Source organism: Paenibacillus sp. FJAT-26967, assembly GCF_001541095.1.
Taxonomy (GTDB): Bacteria; Bacillota; Bacilli; order Paenibacillales; family NBRC-103111; genus Paenibacillus_F.
The window spans coordinates 1,872,045-1,898,657 of sequence record NZ_LMXH01000001.1 but is presented as its reverse complement, the minus strand read 5'-3'; the positions used below and the strand labels follow the sequence as shown (position 1 = coordinate 1,898,657).

29 protein-coding genes are annotated in these 26,613 nt (G+C 48.8%); 5 read left to right on the top strand and 24 right to left on the bottom strand.

The window, feature by feature from the left end; all coding sequences use genetic code 11:
* The first annotated feature begins 312 nt into the window (after positions 1-312).
* Positions 313-1,104, top strand: coding sequence for a DUF6492 family protein (locus AR333_RS08505; RefSeq protein WP_068774828.1), 792 nt, complete (start codon positions 313-315; stop codon positions 1,102-1,104).
* 94 nt (positions 1,105-1,198) lie between these two features.
* Positions 1,199-2,596, top strand: a complete 1,398-nt coding sequence (locus AR333_RS08500) for a sugar phosphate nucleotidyltransferase (protein ID WP_068774827.1) — start codon at positions 1,199-1,201, stop codon at positions 2,594-2,596.
* Positions 2,597-2,665: 69 nt separating this feature from the next.
* On the opposite strand, the gene AR333_RS08495 is transcribed toward AR333_RS08500, so the two are convergent.
* From AR333_RS08495 to AR333_RS08460, 8 genes are all read right to left on the bottom strand, one after another.
* Positions 2,666-4,072: an SMI1/KNR4 family protein gene (locus AR333_RS08495; RefSeq protein ID WP_068774826.1), complete on the bottom strand. Its 1,407-nt coding sequence runs from the start codon at positions 4,070-4,072 to the stop codon at positions 2,666-2,668.
* A gap of 117 nt (positions 4,073-4,189) precedes the next feature.
* Complete coding sequence (locus AR333_RS08490) at positions 4,190-4,411, bottom strand: hypothetical protein (RefSeq protein ID WP_068774825.1); 222 nt, start codon at positions 4,409-4,411, stop codon at positions 4,190-4,192.
* A 38-nt stretch (positions 4,412-4,449) separates the two neighbouring features.
* Positions 4,450-4,860: an NUDIX hydrolase gene (locus AR333_RS08485; protein WP_068774824.1), complete on the bottom strand. Its 411-nt coding sequence runs from the start codon at positions 4,858-4,860 to the stop codon at positions 4,450-4,452.
* 270 nt (positions 4,861-5,130) lie between these two features.
* A complete protein-coding gene (locus AR333_RS08480; protein ID WP_068774823.1) occupies positions 5,131-6,621 on the bottom strand; it encodes an FGGY-family carbohydrate kinase in 1,491 nt (496 codons plus the stop codon).
* 159 nt (positions 6,622-6,780) lie between these two features.
* Positions 6,781-7,740 carry an ABC transporter permease gene (locus AR333_RS08475; protein WP_084783536.1) on the bottom strand — a complete coding sequence of 320 codons (960 nt, stop codon included), beginning with the start codon at positions 7,738-7,740 and terminating at the stop codon, positions 6,781-6,783.
* Positions 7,733-9,265 (bottom strand): sugar ABC transporter ATP-binding protein, encoded by a 1,533-nt coding sequence (locus tag AR333_RS08470; RefSeq protein WP_216638962.1) that lies wholly within the window; start codon positions 9,263-9,265, stop codon positions 7,733-7,735. The genes AR333_RS08475 and AR333_RS08470 overlap by 8 nt, the downstream gene beginning before the upstream one ends.
* Positions 9,266-9,400: 135 nt before the next feature.
* Complete coding sequence (locus AR333_RS08465; RefSeq protein WP_068774821.1) at positions 9,401-10,345, bottom strand: substrate-binding domain-containing protein; 945 nt, start codon at positions 10,343-10,345, stop codon at positions 9,401-9,403.
* 224 nt (positions 10,346-10,569) lie between these two features.
* The gene (locus tag AR333_RS08460; RefSeq protein WP_068774820.1) at positions 10,570-10,938 is read right to left on the bottom strand and encodes a GIY-YIG nuclease family protein; all 369 of its coding nucleotides are present in this window, start codon (positions 10,936-10,938) and stop codon (positions 10,570-10,572) included.
* 275 nt (positions 10,939-11,213) lie between these two features.
* Here AR333_RS08460 and AR333_RS08455 point away from each other — a divergent pair, with 275 nt between their 5' ends.
* Positions 11,214-12,836: a diguanylate cyclase gene (locus AR333_RS08455; protein WP_253735745.1), complete on the top strand. Its 1,623-nt coding sequence runs from the start codon at positions 11,214-11,216 to the stop codon at positions 12,834-12,836.
* A gap of 102 nt (positions 12,837-12,938) precedes the next feature.
* Here the strand turns inward: AR333_RS08455 and AR333_RS08450 are convergent, their stop codons facing one another.
* Together AR333_RS08450 and AR333_RS08445 are read right to left on the bottom strand one after the other, a co-directional pair.
* The gene (locus AR333_RS08450; protein ID WP_301336114.1) at positions 12,939-13,496 is read right to left on the bottom strand and encodes a M15 family metallopeptidase; all 558 of its coding nucleotides are present in this window, start codon (positions 13,494-13,496) and stop codon (positions 12,939-12,941) included.
* An 83-nt stretch (positions 13,497-13,579) separates the two neighbouring features.
* On the bottom strand, positions 13,580-14,473 hold the full coding sequence (locus AR333_RS08445; RefSeq protein ID WP_068775178.1) for a hypothetical protein: 894 nt from the start codon (positions 14,471-14,473) through the stop codon (positions 13,580-13,582).
* 192 nt (positions 14,474-14,665) lie between these two features.
* On the opposite strand from AR333_RS08445, the gene AR333_RS08440 reads away from it, so the two are divergent.
* On the top strand, positions 14,666-14,881 hold the full coding sequence (locus tag AR333_RS08440) for a hypothetical protein (RefSeq protein WP_068774817.1): 216 nt from the start codon (positions 14,666-14,668) through the stop codon (positions 14,879-14,881).
* Between the two features lie 103 nt (positions 14,882-14,984).
* Here AR333_RS08440 and AR333_RS08435 read toward each other — a convergent pair whose 3' ends face one another.
* Positions 14,985-15,452, bottom strand: coding sequence for a hypothetical protein (locus AR333_RS08435; RefSeq protein ID WP_068774816.1), 468 nt, complete (start codon positions 15,450-15,452; stop codon positions 14,985-14,987).
* A 185-nt stretch (positions 15,453-15,637) separates the two neighbouring features.
* Positions 15,638-15,853: a hypothetical protein gene (locus AR333_RS08430; RefSeq protein ID WP_068774815.1), complete on the bottom strand. Its 216-nt coding sequence runs from the start codon at positions 15,851-15,853 to the stop codon at positions 15,638-15,640.
* A 128-nt stretch (positions 15,854-15,981) separates the two neighbouring features.
* Here AR333_RS08430 and AR333_RS08425 point away from each other — a divergent pair, with 128 nt between their 5' ends.
* Positions 15,982-16,719 (top strand): TIGR02206 family membrane protein, encoded by a 738-nt coding sequence (locus AR333_RS08425; protein WP_068774814.1) that lies wholly within the window; start codon positions 15,982-15,984, stop codon positions 16,717-16,719.
* A 125-nt stretch (positions 16,720-16,844) separates the two neighbouring features.
* On the opposite strand, the gene AR333_RS08420 is transcribed toward AR333_RS08425, so the two are convergent.
* The 12 genes from AR333_RS08420 to AR333_RS08365 all read right to left on the bottom strand — a co-directional run bounded on the left by AR333_RS08420 (position 16,845) and on the right by AR333_RS08365 (position 26,487).
* The gene (locus AR333_RS08420) at positions 16,845-17,273 is read right to left on the bottom strand and encodes a response regulator (RefSeq protein ID WP_068774813.1); all 429 of its coding nucleotides are present in this window, start codon (positions 17,271-17,273) and stop codon (positions 16,845-16,847) included.
* A 153-nt stretch (positions 17,274-17,426) separates the two neighbouring features.
* Entirely contained in the window at positions 17,427-18,104 is a 678-nt protein-coding gene (locus AR333_RS08415; protein WP_068775177.1) for a Na-translocating system protein MpsC family protein, read from the bottom strand.
* Positions 18,105-18,318: 214 nt separating this feature from the next.
* Positions 18,319-19,206 (bottom strand): carbohydrate ABC transporter permease, encoded by an 888-nt coding sequence (locus tag AR333_RS08410; RefSeq protein WP_084783535.1) that lies wholly within the window; start codon positions 19,204-19,206, stop codon positions 18,319-18,321.
* A 2-nt stretch (positions 19,207-19,208) separates the two neighbouring features.
* Complete coding sequence (locus tag AR333_RS08405) at positions 19,209-20,063, bottom strand: carbohydrate ABC transporter permease (protein WP_068774812.1); 855 nt, start codon at positions 20,061-20,063, stop codon at positions 19,209-19,211.
* A 79-nt stretch (positions 20,064-20,142) separates the two neighbouring features.
* Positions 20,143-21,429, bottom strand: coding sequence for a sugar ABC transporter substrate-binding protein (locus AR333_RS08400; RefSeq protein WP_253735744.1), 1,287 nt, complete (start codon positions 21,427-21,429; stop codon positions 20,143-20,145).
* Positions 21,430-21,655: 226 nt separating this feature from the next.
* The gene (locus AR333_RS08395; RefSeq protein ID WP_068774811.1) at positions 21,656-21,994 is read right to left on the bottom strand and encodes a hypothetical protein; all 339 of its coding nucleotides are present in this window, start codon (positions 21,992-21,994) and stop codon (positions 21,656-21,658) included.
* Between the two features lie 184 nt (positions 21,995-22,178).
* A complete protein-coding gene (locus tag AR333_RS08390) occupies positions 22,179-22,496 on the bottom strand; it encodes a co-chaperone YbbN (RefSeq protein ID WP_068774810.1) in 318 nt (105 codons plus the stop codon).
* Positions 22,493-22,864 carry a MerR family transcriptional regulator gene (locus AR333_RS08385; RefSeq protein WP_068774809.1) on the bottom strand — a complete coding sequence of 124 codons (372 nt, stop codon included), beginning with the start codon at positions 22,862-22,864 and terminating at the stop codon, positions 22,493-22,495. Before AR333_RS08385 ends, AR333_RS08390 begins: the two co-directional genes overlap by 4 nt.
* Positions 22,865-22,977: 113 nt before the next feature.
* Positions 22,978-23,901: a phosphotransferase family protein gene (locus tag AR333_RS08380; protein WP_068774808.1), complete on the bottom strand. Its 924-nt coding sequence runs from the start codon at positions 23,899-23,901 to the stop codon at positions 22,978-22,980.
* A 44-nt stretch (positions 23,902-23,945) separates the two neighbouring features.
* Positions 23,946-24,968, bottom strand: a complete 1,023-nt coding sequence (locus AR333_RS08375) for a TrkA family potassium uptake protein (protein WP_068774807.1) — start codon at positions 24,966-24,968, stop codon at positions 23,946-23,948.
* 138 nt (positions 24,969-25,106) lie between these two features.
* Positions 25,107-25,367 (bottom strand): YqkE family protein, encoded by a 261-nt coding sequence (locus AR333_RS08370; RefSeq protein WP_068774806.1) that lies wholly within the window; start codon positions 25,365-25,367, stop codon positions 25,107-25,109.
* Positions 25,368-25,482: 115 nt separating this feature from the next.
* Positions 25,483-26,487 carry a formylglycine-generating enzyme family protein gene (locus AR333_RS08365; RefSeq protein WP_068774805.1) on the bottom strand — a complete coding sequence of 335 codons (1,005 nt, stop codon included), beginning with the start codon at positions 26,485-26,487 and terminating at the stop codon, positions 25,483-25,485.
* Positions 26,488-26,613 lie beyond the last annotated feature (126 nt).

The following is a 26,613-nucleotide window of genomic DNA, read 5'->3' as shown; positions in this document are numbered from 1 at the left end:
ATATTCATTCATTGAGCAAAGAACTGCGCCGGTTTTTGTATAGAACAAAAACGACCCGAATTTATTCGGCCCAGCAGCCGCTCAATTAGGTCTATAGTCTCTCTCATTCGACATGGAACGGGCATATCCTTCTTTTTTTTACCATCTGACGGACCGGTTGAAACTCTATTTCTCAAAATCTGTTGAATCTTCTTTTCTTTCTGGAGCCAAGAGTAGACAGCTACACAATCGGCTGCCTTATGCCTGGCATATTCTACTGCATAGCTTTAAAAGCTGGCCCGACACCCTATCCTTTGGTATGGAGATGAAGAGATGACGACTCATTCCGTGACTGGCAGGACCAAAATCGATGTCATCATTCCTGCGATCGACAAAGATCTCGCGACGCTTCCGCATGTGATTGATGGAATCCGCAAATATGTAAAGCATAAGATCGGCCATATTTTCATTATTTCCCCGGACAGTCCGCGCATTAAAAGCCTGTGCCTGCGCAAGAAATGTAAGTTTGTCCATGAGAACAGCGTACTGCCTATTACTAAGAGGCATATCCATTACCGCAACCACAAATGGGACCGCTCCGGATGGCTTTTCCAGCAGCTGCTTAAACTCAGCGCAGACAAAATCTCAACCCAGCGCTACTTTCTCGTCATGGATGCCGATACGGTTTTAATCCGCCCCCATACATTTCTGGAAAATGGAAAAACCATTTTTTACACCAGAAGCCGGAGCCATCAAGCCTACTTTAAAGTACACACTAAGCTGTTGGGGCAGAAAACATTCGCAGCAAGATCCTTTGTTAACCACTACATGCTGTTTGATTCCAGAAAACTCCGTCATCTTAAGCAAGAAATCGAAGCCCAGAGCGGCACAGCATGGTATAAGGCCATTCTTCGGAAGATTGATAAGACGTACAAATTCAGTTTCTCGGAATTCGAGACCTACGGCAATTTCGTCCGTGCCCGCTATCCGGGAACCTCGGTAATCAGAAGAAATCTCAATAAAGAAATTCGAACCGGCATTCGAACATTAACTCCTGCTCTGCGAAGTACACTGTCCGTTAAATTCCGCTCCTTATCCTTCCATGTTCGCAGAACGTATTATTGATTTTGTCTGCCCCAAAGTTTAATGCTCATACCGATTAGCAGAAAAACGCAGACCCTATTTGCCAGGCTGCTTTTTGATGAGGAGGAGGATCTTGTTGAAAATCATTTTGCTGTCCGGAGGTTCCGGCAAACGGCTTTGGCCTCTTTCCAACGAAGTCAGATCCAAAGCCTTTCTTAAACTTCTGCCGGCAGCAGACGGCGGAATGGAATCGATGATCCAGCGGGTGTGCAGGCAGCTCAGCGATGCGGGGCTGCTGTCTTCCACTCTGATCGTAACTCACAGCAGCCAGCTGGAAATCATGCAAAGTCAAATCGGCAGCCTCGTTCCGATTCTTACGGAGCCGCACAAAAGAGGCACGTTCACAGCCATTGCTTTAGCGACTGCCTATTTGCACGGGCAAGAGCCATTTACGGATGAAGTTTTGTGCTTTCTGCCGGTCGATCCCTTCGTCCAAACTGAATTTTTTGAACTGCTTCCCTCACTCCCCGCTGTCCTTAAACAGTCCGATTCCGATCTGGCACTGCTGGGAACCCGGCCGCATTTCGCCTCAACCCAGTACGGGTATATCGTCCCTGCCCTAACAACGGACACCGGTGCCTCATCCTATCTGCCTGTATCACGGTTTGCAGAAAAACCAGATTTAGCAACAGCCGAACAATTAATCGGGCAGAAGGCTTTCTGGAATTGCGGCGTATTTGCTTTTCACCGTTCATTCATGCTGGAAGCCATGCGCAAGAGAGGTCTGCCAACCTCGTACAAGGATTTGATCCGGTTATACGACAAACTTCCTGTAGCCAGCTTTGATGAAGAAATTGCCGAGAAAACCCATCATTCGGTTGTCGTTCCTTACGACGGGATGTGGGAAGATTTGGGGAGCTGGGGGGCATTAACTACCCATCTGGCCCAACCCGCTAACGGCCTAGGTTCGGTATCGGATGATTCCGTGAATACTCACTTGGTCAATGAGCTTCAAATTCCTGTTCATATCATAGAGGTACCCGATATTATCGTAGCCGCCAATGCCGAAGGAATACTCGTAGCCAGTAAACAAAGCAGCAGTCGGATCAAGGAGTTAAAACCGAATGAAGGCTTCCCTCCCATGTATGAGGAGAAAAGCTGGGGATCGTACCGCGTCCTGGATCTTCACCCCAGGAAAGCGGAAGGACTGTTAACGGAAGGAACCGTCACACGGAAAGTAAGACTTGAGGCGGGTAAACATATGCCCTATCAAAAGCATGCCCGCCGCAAAGAAGTATGGACCCTGCTGAGCGGGTCCGGAGAATTCGTCCTCAACGGCATGCTAATACCCGTTCAAGCGGGCGATGTGCTGTTAATCGCTCCCGAGACGGGCTGTGCCATTAAAGCGGAGCAGCCGATCGAACTGATTCAGGTTCTCATTGGAACCGATGTGAATCAAGAAGAAGTCCCGCCGTTCCCGGCTACCTGGGAAGAAATCGTACGTGCCTGCCGGAATGGACAGGACCCTTACTAACACGCCCATAAACACAAAAGGCTATCCCAGTTCCCGAGGATAGCTTTTTGTGTTTATGAAATGAATGGATTAGTTCATCACATACTCGTGGTAGTCCGCATGTTCTTCATCGGTCATTTCTCCGCTGATGGTGTAACTTATTTTAGAATCCCAAAGAGAACGGGTCTTCTTAAAGACGGAAAATTCACAAGTTATTGACTTCATACGTTTAAGCTTCCCGAGAACCGAATAATCTCCGTCCCGGCTGCTGCTAATCCGTAAATCTTTCAGCGTGGACAAGCTTCCCAGGAATCCGATATTATCCAGAGGCAGGTACATGATATCCAGCTCAATCAATTTCTTCAATTGCCCGATTTCGTGTAACGTCTGTGTCCTGATCTTAGACACATTCAGTATCTTCAAGTCAGGAATATCTCTCAAAGGTGCAAGATCCGCAACGGACAAATTCTCCAGAGACAATTCTTCCAGCGAGGAAAGTTCCCGCAGCTGACCGACGTCCCTCACCTGCGTGTTGCCGATGAATAGACGTTTTAAGTTCTTTAGGGGCAAAAGCGGAGTTACGTCCGCAAGCGGAGTTTTGGCCAGGAACAGTTCAGTCAGCTCGGTTAGCGAGGACAATGCCCCGAAATCCACTGTTTCCAGACCGCTTGCAATAAGTATTCGGAGATGTCCCATTTTCTTCAGCGGTGTCAGATCCGTAATTCCGGATCTCAGCAGATTCAAGCTTTTGATCCGGGCGACATCCTCCCAGGACAGGGGTACTGAGCCAACATGCTGGAGATATACGGATTTCCAATTCTCATCGAGAGACTTCCAGTAATCAGCGAATTCGCTCTCTATTTCTGATAAACCTTCTCTTTGGATCAAAGAGCTGTTCCTGCTGCTCGTTAGCAGCTCTTTCAGATCATCAAAAACATGGCCGTCTTCATGCCAAGAAGCGTAGAACTCGCCTTCGTCTTCACCTTCCAACACTTTACAGTTTCCGTTCTTAAACTGCTCCAGAATCAAATCAAGGAGCTCTTGGAAGCTATCCGCGATAACAAAGAGTTCTGTCTCATCGCTCCCGTAGTTAATAATTTGGCCGCTTACCCCAGATTCTCCAGGTGCAAAATCGATGCCCAAGTAATTGCCGCCCCCGTCATCCGCAATTGGAAGCCAGCACGGATGATAAGCGTACTCCTGAATTTTGCCGCTTTCAAATGAAATAACGGAACCCCAAACTTCATCCTCAAGCTCCCGGTAGGAATTCCAGTTACGGAGCATCTCCTGCGTGGAAAGAAAACCCAGACCCATGAAAATTCCCCGGTAATCCTTCTCTCCATTATGAATCCGCAAAAGCCGCTTGAACGCTTCTGGAAGCCGGAAACCCGTCTGGGCTTCAAGCTCTTGAATTTCTTCTTCGGCGGCTCCCTCATTCATTCCGCTGGAAAACTGAGGGAAATACATATTCAGTTCCTGAATAAAATGATGGCTCATTCGGATTCCTCCTGTATTGGCGGTGAGAAAATTTATGTAAATAAAGAGGATGATTAACCCTATTAAATATTTACTCTATGTATAGAAGTGCGAGTTACGGCTATTCAACCATCGCACTTATTCCTTCAGCCCGGGAAACCTTTTCTCGACTGTATCAAGGATCTCGGCGTAAGAATCCCGGAGTTCCCGGAGCGTAAGCAGTTCCGGCGTGTTCTCGATTTCTTCGGAGGTATGATTATTCAGTAAGCTGCTTAACCCCTGCACGTTAAAGCTCAATTCTTTGTGGGTTTGATCCAGTTTTTCCAGAATTACTCCGATCATGGTCTGGTAATGTTCCATAGCTGGCTCCTTTGCTTTCCATGTTAATTCGGCGGATCTCAGATCAGTTTCATGGACCGGGCTACCGCTACCGCAAGACCAAGCCTGAGATCGCTCCATTCTCCCGTATAGATCCGGCGTGTGACCTCATGAATCGGAGCCAGTATCACCTCGATCTCCTCATCGGCGTCAAGCTGCTGCCCTCCGCCCTCGGATACGGTATTCGCAAAAAACAACCGGGCGCGTACGTTGCCCGAGCTGTTGACATAAGCTCCAAGCGGGAGCAATTTGGCCGCCGAGAAACCCGTCTCTTCTCTTAACTCCCGCTGAGCGGCTTTCTCCGCTTCTTCTCCCGGCTCCACTTTCCCTCCGGGCAGTTCAATCGTATATGATCTCCGCTGTTTTCTATACTGGCGTATCAGCACAGCTTGTCCTTCTCTGAGCGCTAGAACTTTAACGACCTCTTTCATGGCTGTGCCTCCCTTTCCTGTGAGAATAAAGCATCCGCTGATTATCTTCTTCGATCATCTTATCTAAAACAGGCCGCCGGCACAACGACAGCTTGCTTGGATATACCGCAAGTAGGGGTTAACCGCTTGTGAAAGATGGGACCGTATATAATCCGCTTTATTTTATTTAAAACAATGAGCGGCAGAAAGTCAAAAAGGACAGCCCTGAGCTGTCCCGTTTTCCCTATTCTTAAGCTTATCCGACAAAAAGAAACCGCTGCTTCGCCCTCTTCAGAATACAGGACGAAGAGCCGGATAAAGCTTGAGGAATTTCTCGAACTTCCCCTGATAATGTTCGGCAATATCCGGATCGGGCGAGAATACCTCACATTGCCGGACGGTTCTGAGCAGCCCCGTCAGATCCTGATAATCTCCGCCCCAGCCTGCTTCTCTGAATCCGAGCAGAGCGGCACCCAGACACGGAAGAAACTGCGATTCCGACGGTACCGACACTTCCGTCTGGAAGATATCCGCGATGATCTGACACCAGACTCTGCTGCCCGCTCCTCCTCCGATCAGCGTGAGCTGGCCGGGAGCAGCTTCTCGCGCGCCCAGCCCCAGCATTTGTTTCATCGCGAGCGCAACTCCCTCCAGAACGGCAGCCGCCATATCGGTTCTGGATGTAGAAGGCCGGATGCCGACATAGCAGCCTGAGGCATGCTCATCCTGTACCGGGCAGCGTTCGCCATTCAGATAGGGCAGGAAAATCACCCCGCTGCTGCGGCGGTCCGCTGCCCCGATGAGGCGCTCCATCTCCTCATACGGGCTGCCGCCCTCAGATGCCTCGCCGCAGAACAGCTCGGCCGCCCATTGGTGGGCGTTACCTGCGTTCATCAGCGGCGCGATGTTGATATAACGGCCCGGCTCTACGTAGGCCAGGTTGAAGATCCCGGTACCGGAATCGGCAGGCTGGGCAGCGGCGCTGGCAATCCAGCCGGTTGTCCCGATGTAGGCATACAGCTCCTCGGGACGGTATACCCCGGCCCCGAGCGTCGCGGCGCCGGCATCCCCGATGCCGCAGAGCACCGGTGTCCCCTCGGCAAATCCGGTCAGCTGAGCGCCGGCGGCGTGCACGGTTCCGGCTATTTCATCCGGCCGCACAATGGCTGGCATTTTGCCGGAATCCAGGCCCAGCCGCCGGAACCAGTCCTGCGTCCACGACCGGGTCCGGATGTCCATGCATCCGGTCGTGGACGCGGATGTCGGGTCTGTCACGAAGCGGCCGGTCAGCTGGGCGATAACGTAATCCTTGGAGCTGATCAAGAAGCTCACCGTCTGATTGTAGAGTTCCCGCTCATGCCGGTGCAGCCACAAAATCTTCGGAAACGTGAGTGTACCGTCCATCCTGTTCTCCACAGTTTGGCGGATCGAATCTTCACCAAGTTCCTCTATGATCCCGGCGGCTTCTTCCCCAGCCCGGCTGTCCGAATAGAGAATGGCCGGGCGCAGTGCATCCATTCCGCTCCCCACCGGAATGCAGTCCTGCATTTGGCCGCTGAAGCTGATCAGGCCGATTTCCTGCGGATGCACACCGCCGCGCAGCCACTCGGCGGCGATAGTGATGACGGCCTGAAACCACTGATCGGGGTCTTGCTCGATCCGCTGAGGCTCCTGCCGGAGGGCGAGCGGCACATTGTGTTCGAATGAGAAACCGCCGTCCCGGTTGACCAGTATGCCTTTAACGTTCGTTGTTCCGATATCGAACGAAGCGATAAATTTCATGTTGAGTGCCCCTCCCGGCGGGCAAGCCTGAAGCTTCCCACGCCTTGAATCACTATAGTCGTTAGTACTCCATGACCAATAAACATCGCAAGTTATTTATTAATAGCATTAATAATATATGGGACTAACTAAATTTTAAAACCTGCTGTTTTTACTGATTTACGCAGTCGCTCTGCCGATCTTCTGCATTAACACGGCGGCGATGACAATACAGCCTGTAATCACGTCCTGCATAAAGGTCGGAACTTCAAGTATCGTTAGACCGTTGGCTACAATTCCGATAATCGCCGCACCCACGAAGGTCCCCCAAATATTCGGCACCCCTTCTTTGAAAGAAGTCATCCCGAGAAAAGCAGCGGCATAGGCCGACAGGAACAGACCGGAGCCCGCAGTCGGATGTGCCGAACCAAGGCGGGATGCCATCAGAATCCCGGTTAATGCGGCCAGCATCGCGCAAAGTGCAAATGCCATGTTCTTATTCCGCGCCACATGGACACCCGCGACACGCGAAGCCGATTCGTTCCCGCCGATCGCATACAGTTTTCTGCCGAATGACGTCTGGGACATGATGTACCAGAAAAGAATGCACATGGCGACCATAATGACGGATAGCAGCGGCAGCGCCCCCCACTCGGTCTGGCCCAGATATCCGAACGATTCGGGAATATTCTCGAAAACCGTCGCCCCGCCCGTCAGCCTGAATGTTATGCCTCCCAGGATCGTTCCCATCGCGAGTGTCGTAATGAAGGAGAGAACACGAAAACGCGTCACAATCCACCCGTTGACAAAACCAATCAGGAACGCTGCAGCCAGCGGCACCAGCAGACTGAGCCATAACGGATACCCGGCTACTGCAAGCTGGGCGGCAATGACTCCTCCGAAACTGGCCATGGAACCGACCGATAAGTCGAATTCGCCGACTGCCATGACGAGTGTAGCGCCTAACGCTATGATGACCAGAAATGAAATCTGCCTGCTGATGTTAATCATATTATCTAATGTAAAGAAAGAATCCGGACTTAAAACCGAAAATACCGCGAGAATCAGAAATCCTGCCATCACCGTCCCATACGAACGGATCAGACGCATAATTTGAATAGAATTGCGCTGCTCAGCCATGATGCTGCTCACTTCCTTTGTACGGGTTGTAACATATTGCCAGAACCTGCTCAGGAGTTATGCCCTCATTATCGAGCTCGCCGGCAATGCGTCCCTCGTGGAGCACATACAGACGATCGGATAATTCCAGTACCTCCTGAAGATCCGAGGATACGAAAAGCACTCCTCGTCCCTCGCGGGCCTGCTCGGTCAGCAGCCGGTGAATCTCTTCCCTTGTCATTACGTCGACAGCCTGCGTAGGCTCATCGCAGAGGAATAACGCAGGCTTCGATAGAAGCGCCTTGGCGAAGACCACCTTCTGCTGATTGCCTCCGCTGAGCTCGTGTGCCGGCTGCTCCATGCCGGATGCCTTCACTTGCATAGCGGTCATCCAGCCGCTTACTTCCTGCCGCTCGGCTCCTGCACGCATCCGCCATCCGGATGACAGCCTATTGAGGACGGAAAGCGTCATATTCTCCCGGATCGACAGATTCATAACGAGGCCGTCTCTTTTACGTTCTTCCGGGATTAGGACTATCCCCTGATCGAGCGATTGCCGCGGGCTGTCCGTCCGTATCTCATTTCCATGGAGCGAAATCTTGCCGGCACTCTGCTTGCGGAGACCGTAAATCGTCTCCAGAAGCTCGGTACGCCCCGCACCCGCTAATCCGAAAATCCCGACAACCTCGCCTTTGCGGACCTTCAGACTGACCTCTTTCACTTTGCCGTCTGCCGATGCCAGTGATTCAACCTCCAGCAGCTTCTCATCTGATGCACGGGAGTTTAAGCTTTGACGCTCCTTAAAGCCCGGACCTTCAGACGTAACACTACTCATCTGCTGGATAAGGAGCTCCCGGTTCGTCTGCCTGGTATCCGTAGTTGCGACGAATTGCCCGTTACGGAACACAGTCACCCGGTCTGAGATACGGGTGATCTCATCCATCCGGTGCGACACGTAGAGAATAGCCGTGCCCCGCTGCGCAAGTTTGCGGATTAAGGTGAAGAGACTTGCCGTCTCCTGATCTGTCAAAGAGGCGGTAGGCTCATCCAGAATGAGCAGGCGGCATTCCTGCATCATCGCCCGCATAATTTCCAGGAGTGTCTTCTCGGGCGGGGACATTCGAGCTGCAGGCTTGTTCAAATCAAGCTGCAGTCCCAGCTCTGTCATCAGCTCTTGCGCACGCTCTTGCATCTGCTTCCAGCCGATACCGAGTTTGTAACGATTCCGGGGATACGGAAGACCAAGGTATAAATTCTCCACTCCCGTAAAAGAAGGAATCAGATTGCGGTCCTGATGAACTACATTAATGCCCAGCTTCCTGGCGTAACCCGGATTCGTGATGTGCTCCGCTCTGCCGTCCCAGACAATCCGGCCTGCATCGGGGGTGTAGACGCCTGTCAGGATTTTGATAAACGTCGATTTGCCGGCGCCGTTCTCCCCGATCAATGCATGTACTTCTCCCGGGACAATGTCAAAACCGACTTTATATAAAGCATAATGGGGACCGAACGCTTTGTTCAGTCCCTCTACGTGCAGCAAAGTCAATTTCATCCTCTCCTCAGCTCTGCTTTTCGGACAAATCAAGTTTCACTAAAGCGCTAAAGCGCGAAGGCGAAAGAGGGACATGGAAGAGGAATCCGATCCTTAGGAGCAGATCATGCCCTCCGCCATGTCCTTTGTTTATTTCCCTGCGTTATCTTTCGTAATCAGGCTTGCAGGTGCATAGAGTTCTGTTGACTCAACCGGTTTCCCTTGGAAAACGAGATCCATCTGCTTGGCAACAATATCGGCCATGCCTGCGAAGTTCTGTTTGACCGTCGCTCCGAGCGGAGATCCTTTTTTAATCATATCCACAGCCTGGCTGTTCCCGTCGATACCTGTAACGAGAATGTTTTTGCGTCCGGCTGCTTCAATAGCCTGCGCCGCTCCGATGGCCGCTTCATCCCATCCGGCCCATACCGCTGTAATGGAGCCTTCTTCTTTATTAGCGAGCAGCAGACTCTCCATTTGCTTGCGCGCGTTTTCAATCGGCCCCGGAACTTGTACTTGCTGCTCTGTCACTTTAGTAATTGCCGGCTGACTCTTAAGCATTTCATCCAGCTGCTGGGTACGCTTCAGTACACCGGGATGCGGGCGGTGAGTCAGAACAACAACATTGCCTTTGCTCCCGATAGCTTGAGTCATGTGCTCGGTAATCATTTTGGACATGGCCACGTTGTCGCTTGTCGCATTCATGCTCATGCCTTCTATATAACCGGAGTCACATCCGAAAACAGGAATTTTTTTGTCAGCTGCTTTTTTGATTTGAGTTTTGAGCTGGTTCGGATCGGTACTTACAATAACAATGGCATCTGTTTTGGTGGAAATAACGTCTTCCATGCGGCTTGCAAGCTGTCCGACATCCCCTTTGGTATCTATCACATTGGTTTTCCAGCCTCTTTCGGCCGCCTGCTTCTTGAGTGATTCCACCATCTCGTTCGTTGTTACGGATGACAAGTATGGAGTCAGAATCGACACTGTTTTCTTCGCTTCACTTTCACCTGATTCACCTGAGTCACCTTTTCCACATGCCGTCAGACTCGTAATCAGCATAATTGCCATTAGGACGATCCATCCTCTTCTCATGCCCATATCCCCCTGCTATCTTTTCATCATGTTACGTGACATTATAAGAGCAATAGATGACATTGGCAAGAATAACCTTTTAAATCGCCTGTGATTGCTGGAAATCACCATTGTTATAATAACACGCTCACCTATCCGTTTCTTTTCTAATACACAAAAAAACAGCGGGTTCTACCTGCCCCCGCTGCTTCAATACCGCCTTATTCAGGACCTCCCGGAAAATTTCATTTCCCTGAAGCATCCGGATTCTCTTTGTTATATCCCCGGTCACCAAACGGTTTAAGTTTCTCTAACCATGCCTCTTCCAGCTTTTTGAGTTCATCTTTCTCATCAAAAAATTCGGACTTTTTCTTTTCCAGCAATTCGAGTATTTCAAAAACAAAAGCCTCTTCCCCATATTCGTTCCACTCTGCCTGCAGTAAACGCTGCATGCTCGAGCCTGCATTAAGTTCAAAGCGTTTTCCATTTAAATTTCTCAAATTACGGCTGCTGCTCACATAAATCTTGCCGTTAACGGTATTGCGTATCTGGAAAATTCCGGCTTCGATTTCTGTTTCCTTATATTGCTGGGCTAATTCTTTTCTCCGGTCCATCATATCTCCTCTTTCAATGAAATCTGATCAAGTTTGAAGAACACAATACACAAATCTAATTTCAAACAAAATCATTTTACGTTTACATTATAATAGATATAATATATTATCGTTTGCATTTATGTCAAACATTACTTTTGATTTTCAAATTTCTCCGCGAAACTTGAATTTCCCTCTAATCGTATGCCCTTACAAAGTCGATAAGAAGGGTAGGTCAGGATTTATCCTGCTCCTATTGAGCATGTAACCCAAAATGAAAGAGGAGTATGTGAATAATGCTCAACTTACGTACCGCTTTTGCGCTCGTTTTAGCTGTGATCATCTTTTTACTTACGTTTTTATTAAGCATCGTCATTAGCCAGAGAACAACAACACAAGTAGAAGAAAACATCGGAGCCTCGCTTTCTCAGGTCGCTTATCAGATGGCTGACAAACTCGATTACTTCATGTGGTCACACGCCGGCGAAGTCGATATGCTTAGTCAGATGCTCACATATGCGAATGCCGATAATCCGGATGAACTCCGCACACTGATCGAACAGCTCAAGAAAAGCTTTCCTTCCTTTACATGGGTAGCCTTTATAGACCCTTCCGGGAAGGTGAAGGCATCCAGTGACGGAATATTAACCGGATCGGACATCTCTGCCCGGCCCGTATTTACCGAAGGCAGGAAAGGACGGTTCATTGGCGATGTACATGAAGCTGTCCTTTTGTCCAAACTGCTGCCTAATCCAAGCGGAGAACCGCTGCAATTTGTAGATATCAGTACTCCGGTCTTCAATAAGAAAGGCGAGTGGATCGGGGTACTGGCTGCACACCTGAGCTGGGAGTGGGCTCGTGAAGTGGAGAAATCCATTCTGAAGCCGCTGCAGGACCGGATGAATCAGCTGGACGTATTTATTGTAAGCAAAAAGGATAACACTGTTCTGCTCGGACCCCGGAAATATGTATTCCGACCGATGGATACGGGAAGTATTCAACAAGCACAGAAAGAATCCAATGGCTGGACAACAGAACAGTGGCCGGAGGATAACGGAAGCTACTTGACGGGCTATGCTTATGGAGCGGGTTATATGAATTATCCCGGACTTGGCTGGAGCGTGCTCGTTCGTCAACCAGCTGATATTGCTTTTAGCTCCGTCAATGAACTGAACCGGTTTATCGTTGTGACAGGCATCATTATGGCCATCGTTTTCGCTGTCCTTGGCGCGCTTGTAGCAGGCTGGATCGCCAAACCGCTCAGAAGGATCGCACAGGCTGCCGATCAGCTCCGTAGCGGCTATCATGTGAAGATCCCAATATTTCATGCCATTAAGGATCTTAACATCTTATCTTCCTCCTTAAATAATCTGGTGGACAACTTGACGAGAACGGAAAGCGCCCTGGATCATATGGCCGATCTCGCCCATCACGATAAATTGACCGGTTTGCCTAACCGCATTGCACTCGATACTTATATGGAAATAGCCATGAAACAGGCCAGGGAGAACAACACCACATTGACCTTTCTCTATCTGGATCTGGATGGCTTCAAGCTTGTGAACGACACCTGGGGACACCCCTTTGGAGATAAACTCCTAAGGCATGTCGCCGAACGTCTCGGTGCTTATATGCAGGCCCAGGATGTCGTTTTCCGCATAGGCGGCGATGAGTTCGTTATCCTTCTAAAGACTCAGACCTCTACTCCGTCCGAGGAGACATTAAACATGGCAAATGACTTAATCCGTCTGCTCAACGAGCCGTTCCTGATCGAAGATGAAGTAATTCGGATCGGCTGCAGCATTGGCGGGGCGATCTGGCCGAGCAATGCAGGTGATCCTATCGAAACGATCCGGCTTGCGGATAAAGCCCTCTATGTTTCGAAGCAGAAGGGCAAGAACTGCGTAACCTTTTATTAGACGGTTCCAGCGAACCCAAAGAACCTCAAATCCTTCCGAGAAAGGATTGAGGTTCTTTATTATACGTCCGATGTCCATTCCGGGCGGTTCATTCATCATTCATCATTTGTCCAACAGAGCGGTTTTGGTACCACGCTGAAGCTGGGCGATACTTAGCCCGAAGCTCATCTGCAAATGAGGATAATCAGGGAAGTTTTCCCAGTCCCCTCCCCATTCGAAGCCTAAATCTTTGGCGATCTTAACTACCTGCATCCAATCTTTCTTACCGTCACTATTGCCATCGTAGTTCATATCCCATATAACTTTGCCGTCCTTCTTGCGAAGAGCGAAATCGACAGCCAGGCCGTAATTATGATACGATTCTCCACCTTTGGCTTTGGTCACAATGCTGCCGTCAGCCGAGCGGCCCTTCTTATATAATTCATCCTGAGCTTCTATGCTCCGAAAATCATCGGTTATGAGAATCGTGATGCCGATGGCCGCCGTTTTTTTGACAAGCTCCGCTTTTTTCTCAGCGACGACCGGATTCAGTTCCGTCAACAGGCTTTCACGGCTGAGCCCTTTTCTTTCCAGATTCTTTTCTGCCCGGTCCGTAAAAAATAATGGAATAAACAATAAAGCGGCGGAAACCGCGATAAGAAGGAATACCCATTTTTTCAATTTCTGCCGCTCCTTTAAGATCTAGCATTCTCTCTACTCTAGTTCTTAATTCTAGCAGCAATTAAATAGGGTTGCAAAATGGATTATACGCTGAGGCGCTGTTTTAGAATAAGTGCCAGTTCCTCCGGGGTGTTCCATGAAAAAGGACGGATTTGCTCCGATGCTACCGGAAGCATGCCTGCTGCGCTCTGCTCCACCGTCCATATCACAGGGATATCCAGTCCAAAGGCATATCCGCCTGCCAGATACACTTCCGGGGAAGCTTCGGTCAGATCCGCGATAACAAGCTTGCTGCCCGCGATCAGCTTGAAATTCAGATCCGCCCGCTTCTCTCCTGCTGTTTTCTCCGCCACCTGCGGCAGATAGCCGCACTGCTGGATAACGGGCAGCACCTTATCGAACCACTCCCTGCGGCGCTCCTCGTCAGCCGGAAGCAGCACACAGCAAGGCTTTAACAGCTTGCCGCCAAAACTGGCTTCGGCCGCTTTCCAGCCTGCTTCCGTCAGCTTAAATGTAGAACCCATCCGTTCAATCATCTGCTCATCCTTAAGCTTTTCAATAATATAGATGAGTTCCTGCAGGTTAGGCGAGTAGGTTAAATTGAATGACTTAGGCAGCTGATGCAGTACGACAGCTTTGCCTGGAGCGCCCGCATGCCGGTAGAAGAACTGAAGCAAGCGCGTGCTTTTATCTTCGATCGTCACCGGAACACGCGGCGAATGCCGGATCAGCTCGACATCTTCTATGGACAATTCCACTTGTTCCCCGCAGTCGGTCAATTCCCTTATATAGGCCGAAATAATCGGGAACATTTCGTGTTTGATTTGATACGAAAGCGCATGATAGGCTTCATAGCTCGCCTGCTGCATCCCGTATTTTCCATCCGGTGAACACAGGCATTTTTCATAATAATCGTAGTCGCCTTTCACTTGTATAGGAACGATCGCATCGCAGAATAAACAACGTTTTTTTTCCATAACCGTCAATCCCCCTCCTCCTTACTCTTTCGTAAACTATCCTGGATATGAGGGTGCGCATCAATAACTTCCAGTAAATTACCAGAACGTATATTCCTATCCGTTTATTTCTTAGACACTTCTCTTACCTGACGCCGTACCCTTTTTTGTGTTACCATCTAACTATTGGATGCAAGAAAAAGGAGACCAAAGATGGCCCATAACATGCGGTTATTAACCGACGATGATTTCCAGGACGCAATGGACCGCCGCTATCTTGTCCGTGTCTTTAAAAACGATCATATTGTGGATTCGGATGCGGTAATCAGCCGCTTCGACGATACCCTCATTGTGGTCCAGACCCGGGTTAGCGAGCTGACCTACCATGACCGCAAATCATGTGAGTTCTTTACGATGAAAAAAAGATAACAAATCTTATGCGGAAATGAATACGTAAAAAGGCTGCCGGATGGCAGCCTTTTTGCTAGAAGCTTGGTGCGGCCTTGCGCTTAACAGATGAAGAATTGGCACGTCAGCCCACTTTAGAATAAACGGCTACTTTCTCAACAGCCGGAATTACATGTAAAGATTGACTTAAGACACTGACAAAAGCCGGACGGCTAATCGTTGGGATAACCCATACGGTATGATCATGAATCATTGATTTAGGAAGACGGAAACTGTTCATCTTCAATTCTTTCTCAACCTTATCGCTGGTCTGAAGACTAAGCCGCAGCTTTATTTGCCCGCTAACTTTATACCGGTTGCTGTCATGCATATCCTGGGCCTCAGTCCATTCCGGCTCCTCCAAGCTCTCTACCTTAAACCACTTCGCAGTCCCCTGTTCATTGACCAGTCTGACCTGCCCCAGCTGTATGCAGCTCTCATTCAACTGTACTTGGGCCGCCTCCAGGGCATGTGTCCGGTTCGCAGCACGTACCAGATAGGAAATGGAAGCTTGAAAAAACATTTCTACCGTTTTCTGTTCTTTTTTATCCATAAATAACTAATCTACTCCTTCTGTCTATTTCTAGCAACGGGTCTTGCTTTAAAACTTTTAAGCCTTTGATTCTTTCATACTTATGACTGAAGAGTGTGAATTATGCTTTCTTTCTCAAGCAACAGATTAGAGTATACCTTTGCTAGACAGCGAAGTATGTCAAACCAACAGTGAAAATTATCCAATTAATTGTTGGAATTTGGCTCAATTCTGTCCGGTATTTCCGGAATAGGATCCGGTTTAATCTCCGGGGGAGTTGCTGGCGGACCTTCCGGTACGTCTCTTGGGGGCATTTCCGGTGTTACGTCCGGTTTAATCTCCGGTATAACCTTGGGCGGCATTTCAGGAATATCTGGAATCTCTTCTCTGCTGCGGTTAGAGTTATCAGGTTGGTTCATCATTCTCGACACCTCCTGCTCCTGTATTACCCCGATTCTTCTATTTTGATTGATCAATCTGTAAAAATTTGAAAGCCTGTCAAAAACCTGTGCTATGATAGAAAAAATCACTTTCTCAATCGGAGGTTCTTATGTACGCATTCTGGGATGCAAACAGTCCGGACTCGTTTGCCGCATACACCACGTCCCATCTGGTTGCTCTGGCTTTCCTGGCCGCAGCCGTCCTCCTCTTATTTGTTTGCCGCAGGCAGCTAAGGCAAAGTTCAGTTAAACGCCGGACAGTAAGCCTCACCATCGTATCCATCCTGGTCCTATCGGAGGTCACCCTGAACGTCTGGTATGTCCAGCAGGGCATTTATTCCATCCGGCATTCATTGCCGCTGGAGCTGTGCAGCATAACGCTCTACCTATGTGTAGCGATGCTTTTGCTGCGGAGCCGCTTCCTCTTTCAAATCGTTTATTTCACCGGAATCGGAGGTGCGCTTCAGGCTCTCTTGACTCCGGTCCTGGGTTACGCTTATCCCCATTACCGGTTCCTGGAGTTCTTTGCAGCCCATATCGCGATTATCTCAGCTGTTCTGTATATGGTCTGGGCCGAGAATATGCGGCCTACTTTCAGATCCATACTGTTAACTATGGGATTCCTGAATCTGCTTCTGCTGATCGTCATTCCGGTTAACGTTTATACAGGTGCCAACTATATGTTCCTGGCCCGCAAGCCCGACACGTCTTCGATTCTTGATTATCTCGGTCCATACCCCTGGTACTTGCTTTCTATGGAGGCAGTAGCGTTCATCTTATTTCTCTTCTTATATTTGCCTTTTGCGATCTCTGCTTCGGCCAAAGAAAAAAAGCTGTCCCTGCCGTAAGGAGCTACAGCAAGACAGCTTGGAGTTCAAGTTAAAATGAATTAGGAGTAGGTACACCGAAAGAGCCGGCGACTGCCCGCATCGGCTCTTCTTGTCGCTGCTTCAAGATTAACTCTTATACAGCGTTAAACTTTCGATTTGTAAGTATGAATATAAGGAGTCCATTTATCCAGCAGAGCGTCTATATGAGGTATTCTAAACGGCTTGCTCAAATAATCCTGCATGCCGCTGGCCATGCTCTGAATCTGATCTTCTTCTCTTGCATAGGCTGTTACCGCAATGATGACAGGCAAGTGCGGCGAATTCATCTTGTCACGAATGTTTCTGGCGGCTTCGAACCCATCCATCACGGGCATTGCAATATCCATGAACACAAGATCGTACGCTTTTCTTAAGACTGCTTCAACCGCTTCAACACCATTCTCAGCTATATCCGTCTCGTGTCCTCTTTTGGCAAGGATCATTCTCAATAGCTTCTGATTGATAAAATTATCCTCCACAATCAGAATTTGGAGGTGATCACTAGCTGCCGTACTTTGTTGCTCAATAGGCATAGCGGTCAACACTTCCTTCACATGATTTGAAACCGGATCGTTTAAATGGGCTTAGCTGAGGAAATAAAAAACCAAGAAAATACGCAGCGCGCGCTTTCCTTGGCTCATGACCAGCGTATGTATCCATATCTAGGCATTTTGACCAATATTCTGTTATTGGAATGTGTAGACGGCCACACTTTTATCTTTGTCAAAGCTCCAGTCGAGATACAGCCCGTTTACCTTCTTCCCGAGCGCCTCCACCAGATCCGTGTCTTCTACAAGATGAAGTTTTTCCAGAGAACGTTTGGCAACCCTCAGAGCATTTTCGTAACCGGTCTTCAGAAGTTCTTTCTCTAGCTTGATGAGTATACCTTCTCTTACAATAACAAGTGTTCTTGGATTCGTCCAGAAAGAAAATACATGATCTGGAAATCTTTGTACGTCCGCTGTGATTTGACTGATCTGATCATGAACCTTCTCATAGCCGGTATAGCATTCTTGTACGCCCGAATGGCTTTCATTCGTTAAACCGATCATAATACCGGAATGGTTCTCTAAGTCCCAGTCATAATACATCTCTTGAATAGAGAGGCCAATCGTTTGTTGAATCGATTCTTTCAGTTCCGGAAGGAGAACGTCCATCACCATCTGACGTGTTTCCCTCACCGCTTCATCTTTCTGTTTGTCCAGAAGAATCGTCTCCACTGCGCTTACGAAATTGCGGAAATGCAGTGTAATCCCGTATTCATTATACGATATAAAGATGGACTCAGGTCCTTTGCCAAAACGTTCCCTGAGCATCTTTCCCGTTTGGCTCGATAAATGGCTAAGTGCGGTTTTTTTGTCCAAAATACCCTTCCTTTGAATCATTGGCGGCAGTGTCCAAGGATCTTTAAAAAATTTATCCAGCAAATAAATCGATGGCATTCGTGTCCAAAGACCCTTAGAAATTATAATACATTTCGAGAAAATTTTAAAGACCTACTGCTTTTGTGTCTTTTAAGGGAGGAGTACGGAAAAAGAGCCGCATAAGGAATGCGGCCTTTACATGTATCGCAAGCACTTAACCTTTTACAGCGCCTGATTGCACGCCTTTAATAAAATAACTCTGGAAGCTGATAAACACGATAAGAATCGGCAGCAGGGCAATAACGGAACCGGCTGCAATCAGACGTGTATTGGTGACAAAGGTTCCTTTGAGATTATACAACCCCAGAGTAAGCGGATATAACTTGTCGTCTTCAATAACCAGATAAGGCCATAAGAAATTATTCCATGAGCCGATGAAGCTGAGAATCGCCAAGGTGGCCATCATAGGCCTGACCATGGGCATCATGATCGACAGGAAGATTCTCCACACGTTAGCACCGTCTATGACCGCCGATTCCTCAATTTCCTTCGGAATACCGAGAAACCCCTGCCTCATCAGGAATATTCCAAACGCCGACACAGCCGCGGGCAAAATAACTCCCGTATATGAACCCAGAAGACCCAGCTTATTCAAAATAAGATATACGGGAATCATAGTTACTTCACCGGGGATCATCATCGTCGCGACAATAATCAGAAATATCAGCTGTTTCCCTTTGAAATTCATCCTTGCCAGCGGAAAAGCGGCCATGGAGGAGAAAATAACCGGCAGGAGTACGCCAAAGAAAGCTAATACCGTACTATTCCATAGGTACGTCGGGATGGGAAGTGAATTCCAGACGGTTGCGAAATTCTCCAGCGTAAAGGACTGGGGAATAAATTGCGGCGGCATGGAATAGATTGCTTCATCCTGTCCTTTCAAAGAGGTAGATAACGTCCACAGAAAAGGGATTACCATGATAACGGAGATCAAAAGCAGGAAGAAGTATGAGACGGCATAACGGCCTATTTTGCGGCGTCCCCACAACCTGGTCTTGGCTGCTGCAGCAGGCGTTTGAGCTTGATGAATTTGTGTCTGCATACTCAGGCCCCCCTCTCGTCCATCGACCGCTTGTTAATCAGTGTCAGCAGCAGGATGACCAGGAACAGAATGAATGAAATTGCACTGGCGTAGCCCATATCGAGCTGTTTGAATGCTTGATCGAATACCATGTATACGACGGTTGTCGAAGCCCCGATCGGACCGCCTTCCGTCATCGCCAGCATCAGTGTAAACTCCTTGAAAGCTCCCATGGTTGAAACCACTGCAACAAAGAAAATGACCGGTTTCAGCATCGGGAACGTAATGTTCACATGTTTGGTCCAGAAGCCGGCGCCATCGAGCTCGGCCGCTTCGTAGAGGTCTTCCGGAACCGATTGAAGCCCCGCTAGATAGAACAGCATGTAATATCCAAGTCCCTGCCAGACCGTCACAATAGCCAAACTGGGCATAACCATATATTTGCTGGTCAGCCACTTCACAGGCTCAGAACCGGCAAGACTTAACAGATAGTTGAAAATCCCCTCACTCTGGAACATCCAGCCCCACAAAAATGCCGTAACGACGACCGAGACAAGCGCCGGGAAATAAAAAATCAGCCGGAACATCTTGATGCCGATCAGGGATTGATTCACCAGAATCGCAATAAAAACAGGCAGAACCACCAAGGCAGGGGTCACAAGAATCCAATAATAGAACGTATTGAACATCGCTTTCCAGAACTCCGTGTCCTGCACAACGGCTTTGTAATTCTGAAGGCCCACCCACTGCGTCGGTTCAAATATGTTATAGGAAGTAAAACTCAGATATAGAGCCGCTGCTGACGGGACAATGCTGAACAATAATAAAAGAATAGCTGCCGGCGCTAGGAAAGCCCATGCATGTATACTCTTGTACATCTTTACCAGACCTCCCTAGTAGTCATGATTCCGGCCGCAGAACCCGCGGCCGGGCCTTGGTACTACATACTCGGCGGATCTATTTGAGTAATTTATTGACGGCTGCCTCTGCATCGCTCAAAGCCTTAGCAGGATCTTTGTTCTCCAGCATGACTTTATGGAATTCATCATTAATGGCTTTGTTGATCTTCGAAATGTTCTCGACCGGAGGAAACATATTCTCTGATGATTCCAGCTGCTTGGCGGCCAGGTACAACCCTTTTTCAGCCGGATCTGCGGAGTCTTTGCCTTTCGTAAAGAACGGATCTTCGGCTGCTTTCTTAACGGACGGCAAAATCGCTACGATTTGAGCAAATTTCAGCTGATTCTCACCATTGGTAATAAACTTGGCGAATTCAGCCGCTTCTTTTTTGTGCTTGCTTTTATTCGATACCGCAATATTCATAATAGCGACATTGACTTTACCGCTTGACCCGACTAAAGCCGGTGCCGCATCGGATTTAGCATATACTTGCGGAGACAAATCTTTTACTTGACGGAACAATTGAGGACCTGTGCCCCAGAAGGCAATCTTCTCCTGCGCATACCATTCCTGCGGCTTGGCCTGGTTCAGCATAATTTCATCCGGAATCAGCTTATCTTTATACCGCTGCTGGAACTTTTTGAAGATTTCAAGCGTTTGCGGGGTATTAAAGGCCGCTTGCTTGAAGTCGTCACTCACAATTTTAATGCCATTCTGCGGCAGATATAAATGAATGTCTTTAATGGTATTTCCGTAGGAACCTGTTTTTTCTTTAATTGCTTTAGACATCGCCCATGATTCTTCTTCCGTTTTTGGCGGGGCATCGAATCCGGCTTTCTTCAATAATTCTTTGTTATAGAGCTGAACGCTGTTGGATAAATACCATGGAAGCGCATACGTAACACCTTGAAATTCACCCGCGGACCATACGCCCTCGAAGTAATCTTTCTTCACGTCACCGGCCAGTTCATCCATATTAGCGACTGCGCCCAAAGCCGCCAGCTTCTTCAGGTAGTCCGTATTCAGATTCAAGACGTCGGCCAGGGAACCTGAAGCTGCGCTTGTCAACGTTTTCTGTTCAATTGCATCGAACGGGATATCCTGCCATTTGACCTTCACGCCCGGATTCTTCCCTTCAAAATCCTTAATCACACCGTTAATGTAATCGTCAAATGTCGGGCTCAGTGCGATTGTCCAGAACGTAATCTCTTTCGTTCCTCCTGATGACTGATCGGCTCCTGGTGATGCCGATCCTCCCGCATTGTCACTTGGCTTGGAACATGCGGTTGTGAAAATCATGATGACAGCGAAAATTAAAGCAAGCCACTTCATAGAACTCTTCAAAAAAAACCCTCCTTCAGATTACTTTGTTTTGGAGATTACTACCTCCTTATTCTACGGTAAAAGGAAAATTCCTCTAATCGGTTCAGGATTTTGTATAAATTTGATAAGATTGCGTTTACATTAACTTTATTCGCCTACTGAAATGAAGGTGTTGCTTACTTCTGTATGTATAAAAAAAGACCCTGCATATGCGCAGAGTCTTCTGATTAGCTTGAACGTACGGGATTTATTGCAGCATCAAAGAATAGGTCGCTCTATCCGTTCCAAGAACGACGATCTCATTCTCAACCCCTGCCAGATTTAACCCGTCCAAAGGAATAACGAACGTGTTGTCAGGCAGCGCTTCTCTCTTTCCTTCATTAAGAACCGCGCCTTCACCGAATAATAGCAGAGCACTGCCATTCGTATAATCATCGATTGCATCCGGTTGATGTTCACGGTATTCGAACTGGGACAGCTGGAGGTCGACCTGATCCAGATCCCCCTGCTCTTCCTTTTTAATTCGGATTGCTTTATTGGTGTTCTCGTTCAGCCAGTCCGTCACAGATTGCAGTTGTTTATCCATAAAGAGGCACCTACCTTGTCAGCTTATTTGTTTCTATGTAGCATTACCCAATATCGGCTCAACTAGAACTCTGCCCTCTCTAATTCAACCGTAAGAATTAACAAAAACACTCCTCCTGAAGCTGGCTTCAAGAGGAGTGTGTAAGTTCATCCATGGATAAGTCACAAGACATCTTCGTGATGTCTTACATGTAACGGTTAACTACAGATTGGTAGACTTGCTTCGATCTCAGACCCACTAACTTCTCTACGGGCTCGCCATTATGAAAAACGATAACCGTAGGCGTTGCCATAACTCCGTAGTCTGATGCCTTCTGCGGTGAATCATCGCAATTGATCTTCAGAATATCGATCCTATCCGAATATTCTTCCTGCAATTCCTCCAATACCGGAGCCAGCGCTCTGCATGGCGGACAGAACGGCGAACCAAAGTTCGCCAGCAGGATGCCTTTCGTTTGCACATGGTTCTTGAATGTAGCATCATTTGCGGAAACCAGACTCATTCCAATCCCTCCTGTTTTGGTCCTTCATTAACAACATAACGGATTCTCTCTTCCAGGTTTAGTTTAATGCGCTGGAGTTCCGCGATCTGCCGGTCTATCTCCGTCAATTTCTGCGTATAGATCGGCAGGACCTCGCTGCAGAACGTCTCCTCGTTCTTCATCACACAATGCAGAAAACCTGCGATTTGCTCCGTCGTTAGTCCCAAACCCAGATAGAGCCGGATGGTCCACACCTGTTCTTCCGCAAAAGGAGAATACGCGCGATATCCGTTCTCCATGCGGATAGGAGCAAGCAGACCCTGCTGTTCATAGTAACGCAGCGAGCGGATGCTGACTCCTGTGCGCGCAGATAATTCTCCGATTCTCACAGCGCAAGACCTCCTTCCAATCCGTTACCACGAGTATAAACCGTACCGTTAATGTCAGGGTCAAGGGATTTTCGAATTCTGTACCTCATCACGCAGACGTTCAATTGATTAACTTAAACCCGCTTTAGTAAACTTACCAGATAGTCATCCAACCGCTCTATTATGAGCTCATTGGTAAGCCCGGTCATACCGAGGTCTGTCCATCCGGCATACACTTCCGGCGTACCGAATAGAATGTCCACTAATGAAACGAGATCCCAATAGGGCTGATAGGTAAATGCGCGGCCCGCATGTGAGATATATGCGCCGAGGAATGCATCGGCTGTCTCAACACCAAACATTTGCGCCAAGTCGACCCTGCAGTGACCGACATCTATTCCGGCCGGCCCCCTGCAGGCGTTCACCCAGTCTACGATCCCGCTCACGGCATGGTCTTTCCACAATACATTAGCGGGATGATAGTCTCTGTGGATAAAGCATGGCTGCACGGCCGGAGGCGCTTCTCTTATGATCTTAAAAGCCTCCTCCCATAAGTGCGGGTGCCTGGACCACAGCGGTTTTTGGACCGTCATGGGATCGTTGTATCTGAAGTGAGCCCAGGGAAAGCCCTCGGCATCCGTACGATGAACAAGAGCCAACGCTTCCGCCATACCATCGACCCAAAGCTCACGGTCAGGCGGACTCAGCACGACCGATCCTTCCAGCCGGGTCATGAGAACGGCAGGTACGCCGCTTGCTTCTCCCGTCCCGTCAAACGCGATGGCTTCAGGAGTCGGCACCTGGATTTGAGCTGCCCAGCGAAGACTCTCGGCCTCATGCAGAGCCAAATCGGGCTCCTCGCTAAGCCATTCCTTATTCGTCAGTTGACGCAGTACGAAGCTTTTCTCGATCCCCGAGTTATTCAAAGTGATACTATGCATCAGGGAAGAAATCCCTCCATACAGCCTCTGGATAGAGACCACGTCAGCCTGAGGGTCTGCAGCATTTACCACCCATTGAAGAACATGATCCGGTAAAAGATCCGTAAGTCGGTTCATATAACACGCATCCTTTTCATAGAAACAGCCCTAAAGGCGTTCCGCTATAGAATTTCCTTGCCGCTTATTTTCAAATAGGTCACGGGGTCGCAAACGACGAAGAGTCTGGCATCCGCGGGAATCTTCTCCTGCAGCTTCCTGTTAATTCCCAGGTCATTCCGGTCCGCAATCAGCGTAGCTCCCTGCTGCAGCAAATCCAGAAAAGCATCGTGGTACGTAACCCACTGCGGCTTCTGCCCGACTTCATAGAGATCGTCCCCGTGCTGACGGCTGAGAAGCTGCATATACAAATCTATCGTTCCTTCATTAAGCGCAGAGCGGACAACGAGTGTGGACACCGCATCGTGAGACAGTATAAAGTCATTTACTTTTACATATCTGAAGTTGGAAATATGTTTCTCGGACATGATCTCCGCGGTTGTATGTACGTCCGGGGCCAGCCTCTCAATGCTTGAAGCGATAAGGAGCGTTTTGCCGTCCACAAGAGAAATATCCGGGCTTCTTTCATCCGCGAATATAATCGCCGCTCTCGCCTTGCTCAGCCCCGCCTTCTCCAGCGTTGTCTCCAGTGCCGGGTCCCCGCTTATGTAATGGACCTTTTTGTGATCATATGGAAGCTTCTCGTTCTCATCAATAATTACGATTTCCAGTTCAGGGTCGGAAGAGATTAATTCCTCGACGGCTGAATGAGCCTTCTTGTTCCAAGTAATCACCACAATATGATTGCTGCCGCGATAGTTCACCTTACCGGTTTCCCTCCTTAGTTTTACATTTGAGAAGGCTTCGATTATTTTACCGATGACCAGACTCAGTAGACCGATACCGAACAGGTATAAGAAAATCGTAAACATTTTACCGGGTACCGTTGTCATGAAATAATCCCCATACCCGACCGTCGCCATAGTCGTCATCACCCAGTACAAACTGTTAAACCAGGTCTCAAACGTCTGGGGCTCGATCCAGTAAGCGATTAAGGAACACAACAGTACGAACGCTACCGTTAAAATAGCGATAAGGCCATTGCTCAAACGGAGCATCTGATTCACATATCGGAGTACAAAATGCAAGTTCTATTCACCTCCCTGCTCGTATTGTACGGAAAAAAAATCCAAAAGTCTCGTTTCCAAGCAAAAAATCGGCCGCTCCGCTTATGTGGAGCCCCATACAAAAAGACAGGCTGTCGGTCAGCCTGCCTTCTTAATTACTTACTTATATTTACGCCAATCCAGCTTGCTGTTCTCCAGCAGATGCCCGAAATTATTATCCAGCCGCTTCTGCTCCGCTTTCCGCTCTTCCGCCGCTTTTTGCTGAGCCGCTTCCCGCTGCTTGGCTTCCTCCGCCTTCATCTGGTCAGCCTGAGCTTTGAGTTTCTCCAGAATCCCCGGGTCCAGCAGGTCCTTTAAAGTGGCTGGCTGATCGGCTTGTACCGGCTTGGATGAAGGGGCCTGCCTATTCTTTTTCCCCATAGCGATCACCTCGATTTATCCCTATTATATCAGTTTGAGCGAAGGACCGAAACTGCGGGAATGAATTCCCTGTCCCAGTAGCCGGTTTAGTTCGCTTCTCCTGAATTCTGCGTTTCTACGCATCCGCGGCACAGCGGAAACCAATGTTCCCGGAGGAGCTGTCCGGCGTATTCTTGCTGCGCGCCGCCGTTCGGTAACGGTTGCAGTAAGATTTGTGGCAGAGATAGGAGCCGCCGCGCATGACGCGGCTGCTCCCGGCGGAGGGGCCCGCGGGATCTTGCGTCGGACTATGGGAATAGTAGCCGGGATCGAACCAGTCCGAGCACCATTCCCATACATTTCCGGCCGCATTATAGAGACCATATCCGTTGGGCTCGTAGGCGTCAACCGGCGCTGTTCCCCTGTAACCGTCGCTGCCGTTATCCTTGACATGGAATTTGCCCTGCCAGATGTTGCAGTGATGACTTCCTCCCGGCTTGAGTTCATCGCCCCATGGATAGCGCTTCTGATGAAGCCCTCCTCTGGCTGCATATTCCCATTCCGCTTCGGTCAGCAGCCTTTTACCTGACCACTTGCAGTAGGCATCCGCGTCATTCCATGACAAATGGACGGCCGGATGATTCATCCGGTCTATTATCGTTGAATCCGGTCCCTCCGGGTGCCTCCAGTCTGCTCCGTTAACGACGTACCACCAAGGAGTCTGCTGCGGTACATTCACTACCAGATCGGCTGTTTCCTGGGAAACATAGTGCTGAAATACATACGACCAGCCGAAATGTTCCGCTTCGGTCACATAGCCTGTTGCGGCAGTGAAACGCTCAAACTGCTCATTGCTGACGCAGTATTTATCGACATAGAAAGGTGACAGGCTGACTTCGTGAACAGGTCCTTCTCCATCAGCCGGAAAACCTTCCTCGTCGTCTGTTCCCATATGGAAGGAGCCTCCCGGCAGCAAGATCATCCCCTCCAACGGGTCCTCCACGGACCGATCCGCGAACACGCTGCCTGTAGTTCCTGCAGATTCTAACTTACCTGCTCCCGGTTGACTTCCCGCACCCGCGCCTAAGTTCGCCCGGCTGGCCCCGCAGCAGCTTGGGGCTGATCTGGATTCAGATAACATTACGGCACCTCCGCTCAATACATGTACTGTTTCTTTTATCTTAAAATATAGCATAACTTCAAGCTTTAATCCCTATATTTAACTCGGTTTAGTTGCATTTCCCGTTTAACTAACATCTGTAAGTAA

What these genes read in the sequence shown, in the direction of transcription:
- AR333_RS08435 (WP_068774816.1), bottom strand. Translation starts at nt 15,452, where the DNA reads ATGGATAAAAAAGAACAGAAAACGGTAGAAATGTTTTTTCAAGCTTCC.
- AR333_RS08370 (WP_068774806.1), bottom strand. Translation starts at nt 25,367, where the DNA reads ATGGGGAAAAAGAATAGGCAGGCCCCTTCATCCAAGCCGGTACAAGCC.
- AR333_RS08495 (WP_068774826.1), bottom strand. Translation starts at nt 4,072, where the DNA reads ATGAGCCATCATTTTATTCAGGAACTGAATATGTATTTCCCTCAGTTT.
- AR333_RS08425 (WP_068774814.1), top strand. Translation starts at nt 15,982, where the DNA reads ATGTACGCATTCTGGGATGCAAACAGTCCGGACTCGTTTGCCGCATAC.
- AR333_RS08490 (WP_068774825.1), bottom strand. Translation starts at nt 4,411, where the DNA reads ATGGAACATTACCAGACCATGATCGGAGTAATTCTGGAAAAACTGGAT.
- AR333_RS08365 (WP_068774805.1), bottom strand. Translation starts at nt 26,487, where the DNA reads ATGTTATCTGAATCCAGATCAGCCCCAAGCTGCTGCGGGGCCAGCCGG.
- AR333_RS08430 (WP_068774815.1), bottom strand. Translation starts at nt 15,853, where the DNA reads ATGATGAACCAACCTGATAACTCTAACCGCAGCAGAGAAGAGATTCCA.
- AR333_RS08460 (WP_068774820.1), bottom strand. Translation starts at nt 10,938, where the DNA reads ATGGACCGGAGAAAAGAATTAGCCCAGCAATATAAGGAAACAGAAATC.
- AR333_RS08465 (WP_068774821.1), bottom strand. Translation starts at nt 10,345, where the DNA reads ATGAGAAGAGGATGGATCGTCCTAATGGCAATTATGCTGATTACGAGT.
- AR333_RS08395 (WP_068774811.1), bottom strand. Translation starts at nt 21,994, where the DNA reads ATGGATAAACAACTGCAATCTGTGACGGACTGGCTGAACGAGAACACC.
- AR333_RS08440 (WP_068774817.1), top strand. Translation starts at nt 14,666, where the DNA reads ATGGCCCATAACATGCGGTTATTAACCGACGATGATTTCCAGGACGCA.
- AR333_RS08405 (WP_068774812.1), bottom strand. Translation starts at nt 20,063, where the DNA reads ATGTACAAGAGTATACATGCATGGGCTTTCCTAGCGCCGGCAGCTATT.
- AR333_RS08480 (WP_068774823.1), bottom strand. Translation starts at nt 6,621, where the DNA reads ATGAAATTTATCGCTTCGTTCGATATCGGAACAACGAACGTTAAAGGC.
- AR333_RS08390 (WP_068774810.1), bottom strand. Translation starts at nt 22,496, where the DNA reads ATGAGTCTGGTTTCCGCAAATGATGCTACATTCAAGAACCATGTGCAA.
- AR333_RS08420 (WP_068774813.1), bottom strand. Translation starts at nt 17,273, where the DNA reads ATGCCTATTGAGCAACAAAGTACGGCAGCTAGTGATCACCTCCAAATT.
- AR333_RS08485 (WP_068774824.1), bottom strand. Translation starts at nt 4,860, where the DNA reads ATGAAAGAGGTCGTTAAAGTTCTAGCGCTCAGAGAAGGACAAGCTGTG.
- AR333_RS08455 (WP_253735745.1), top strand. Translation starts at nt 11,214, where the DNA reads ATGCTCAACTTACGTACCGCTTTTGCGCTCGTTTTAGCTGTGATCATC.
- AR333_RS08505 (WP_068774828.1), top strand. Translation starts at nt 313, where the DNA reads ATGACGACTCATTCCGTGACTGGCAGGACCAAAATCGATGTCATCATT.
- AR333_RS08445 (WP_068775178.1), bottom strand. Translation starts at nt 14,473, where the DNA reads ATGGAAAAAAAACGTTGTTTATTCTGCGATGCGATCGTTCCTATACAA.
- AR333_RS08475 (WP_084783536.1), bottom strand. Translation starts at nt 7,740, where the DNA reads ATGGCTGAGCAGCGCAATTCTATTCAAATTATGCGTCTGATCCGTTCG.
- AR333_RS08380 (WP_068774808.1), bottom strand. Translation starts at nt 23,901, where the DNA reads ATGAACCGACTTACGGATCTTTTACCGGATCATGTTCTTCAATGGGTG.
- AR333_RS08410 (WP_084783535.1), bottom strand. Translation starts at nt 19,206, where the DNA reads ATGCAGACACAAATTCATCAAGCTCAAACGCCTGCTGCAGCAGCCAAG.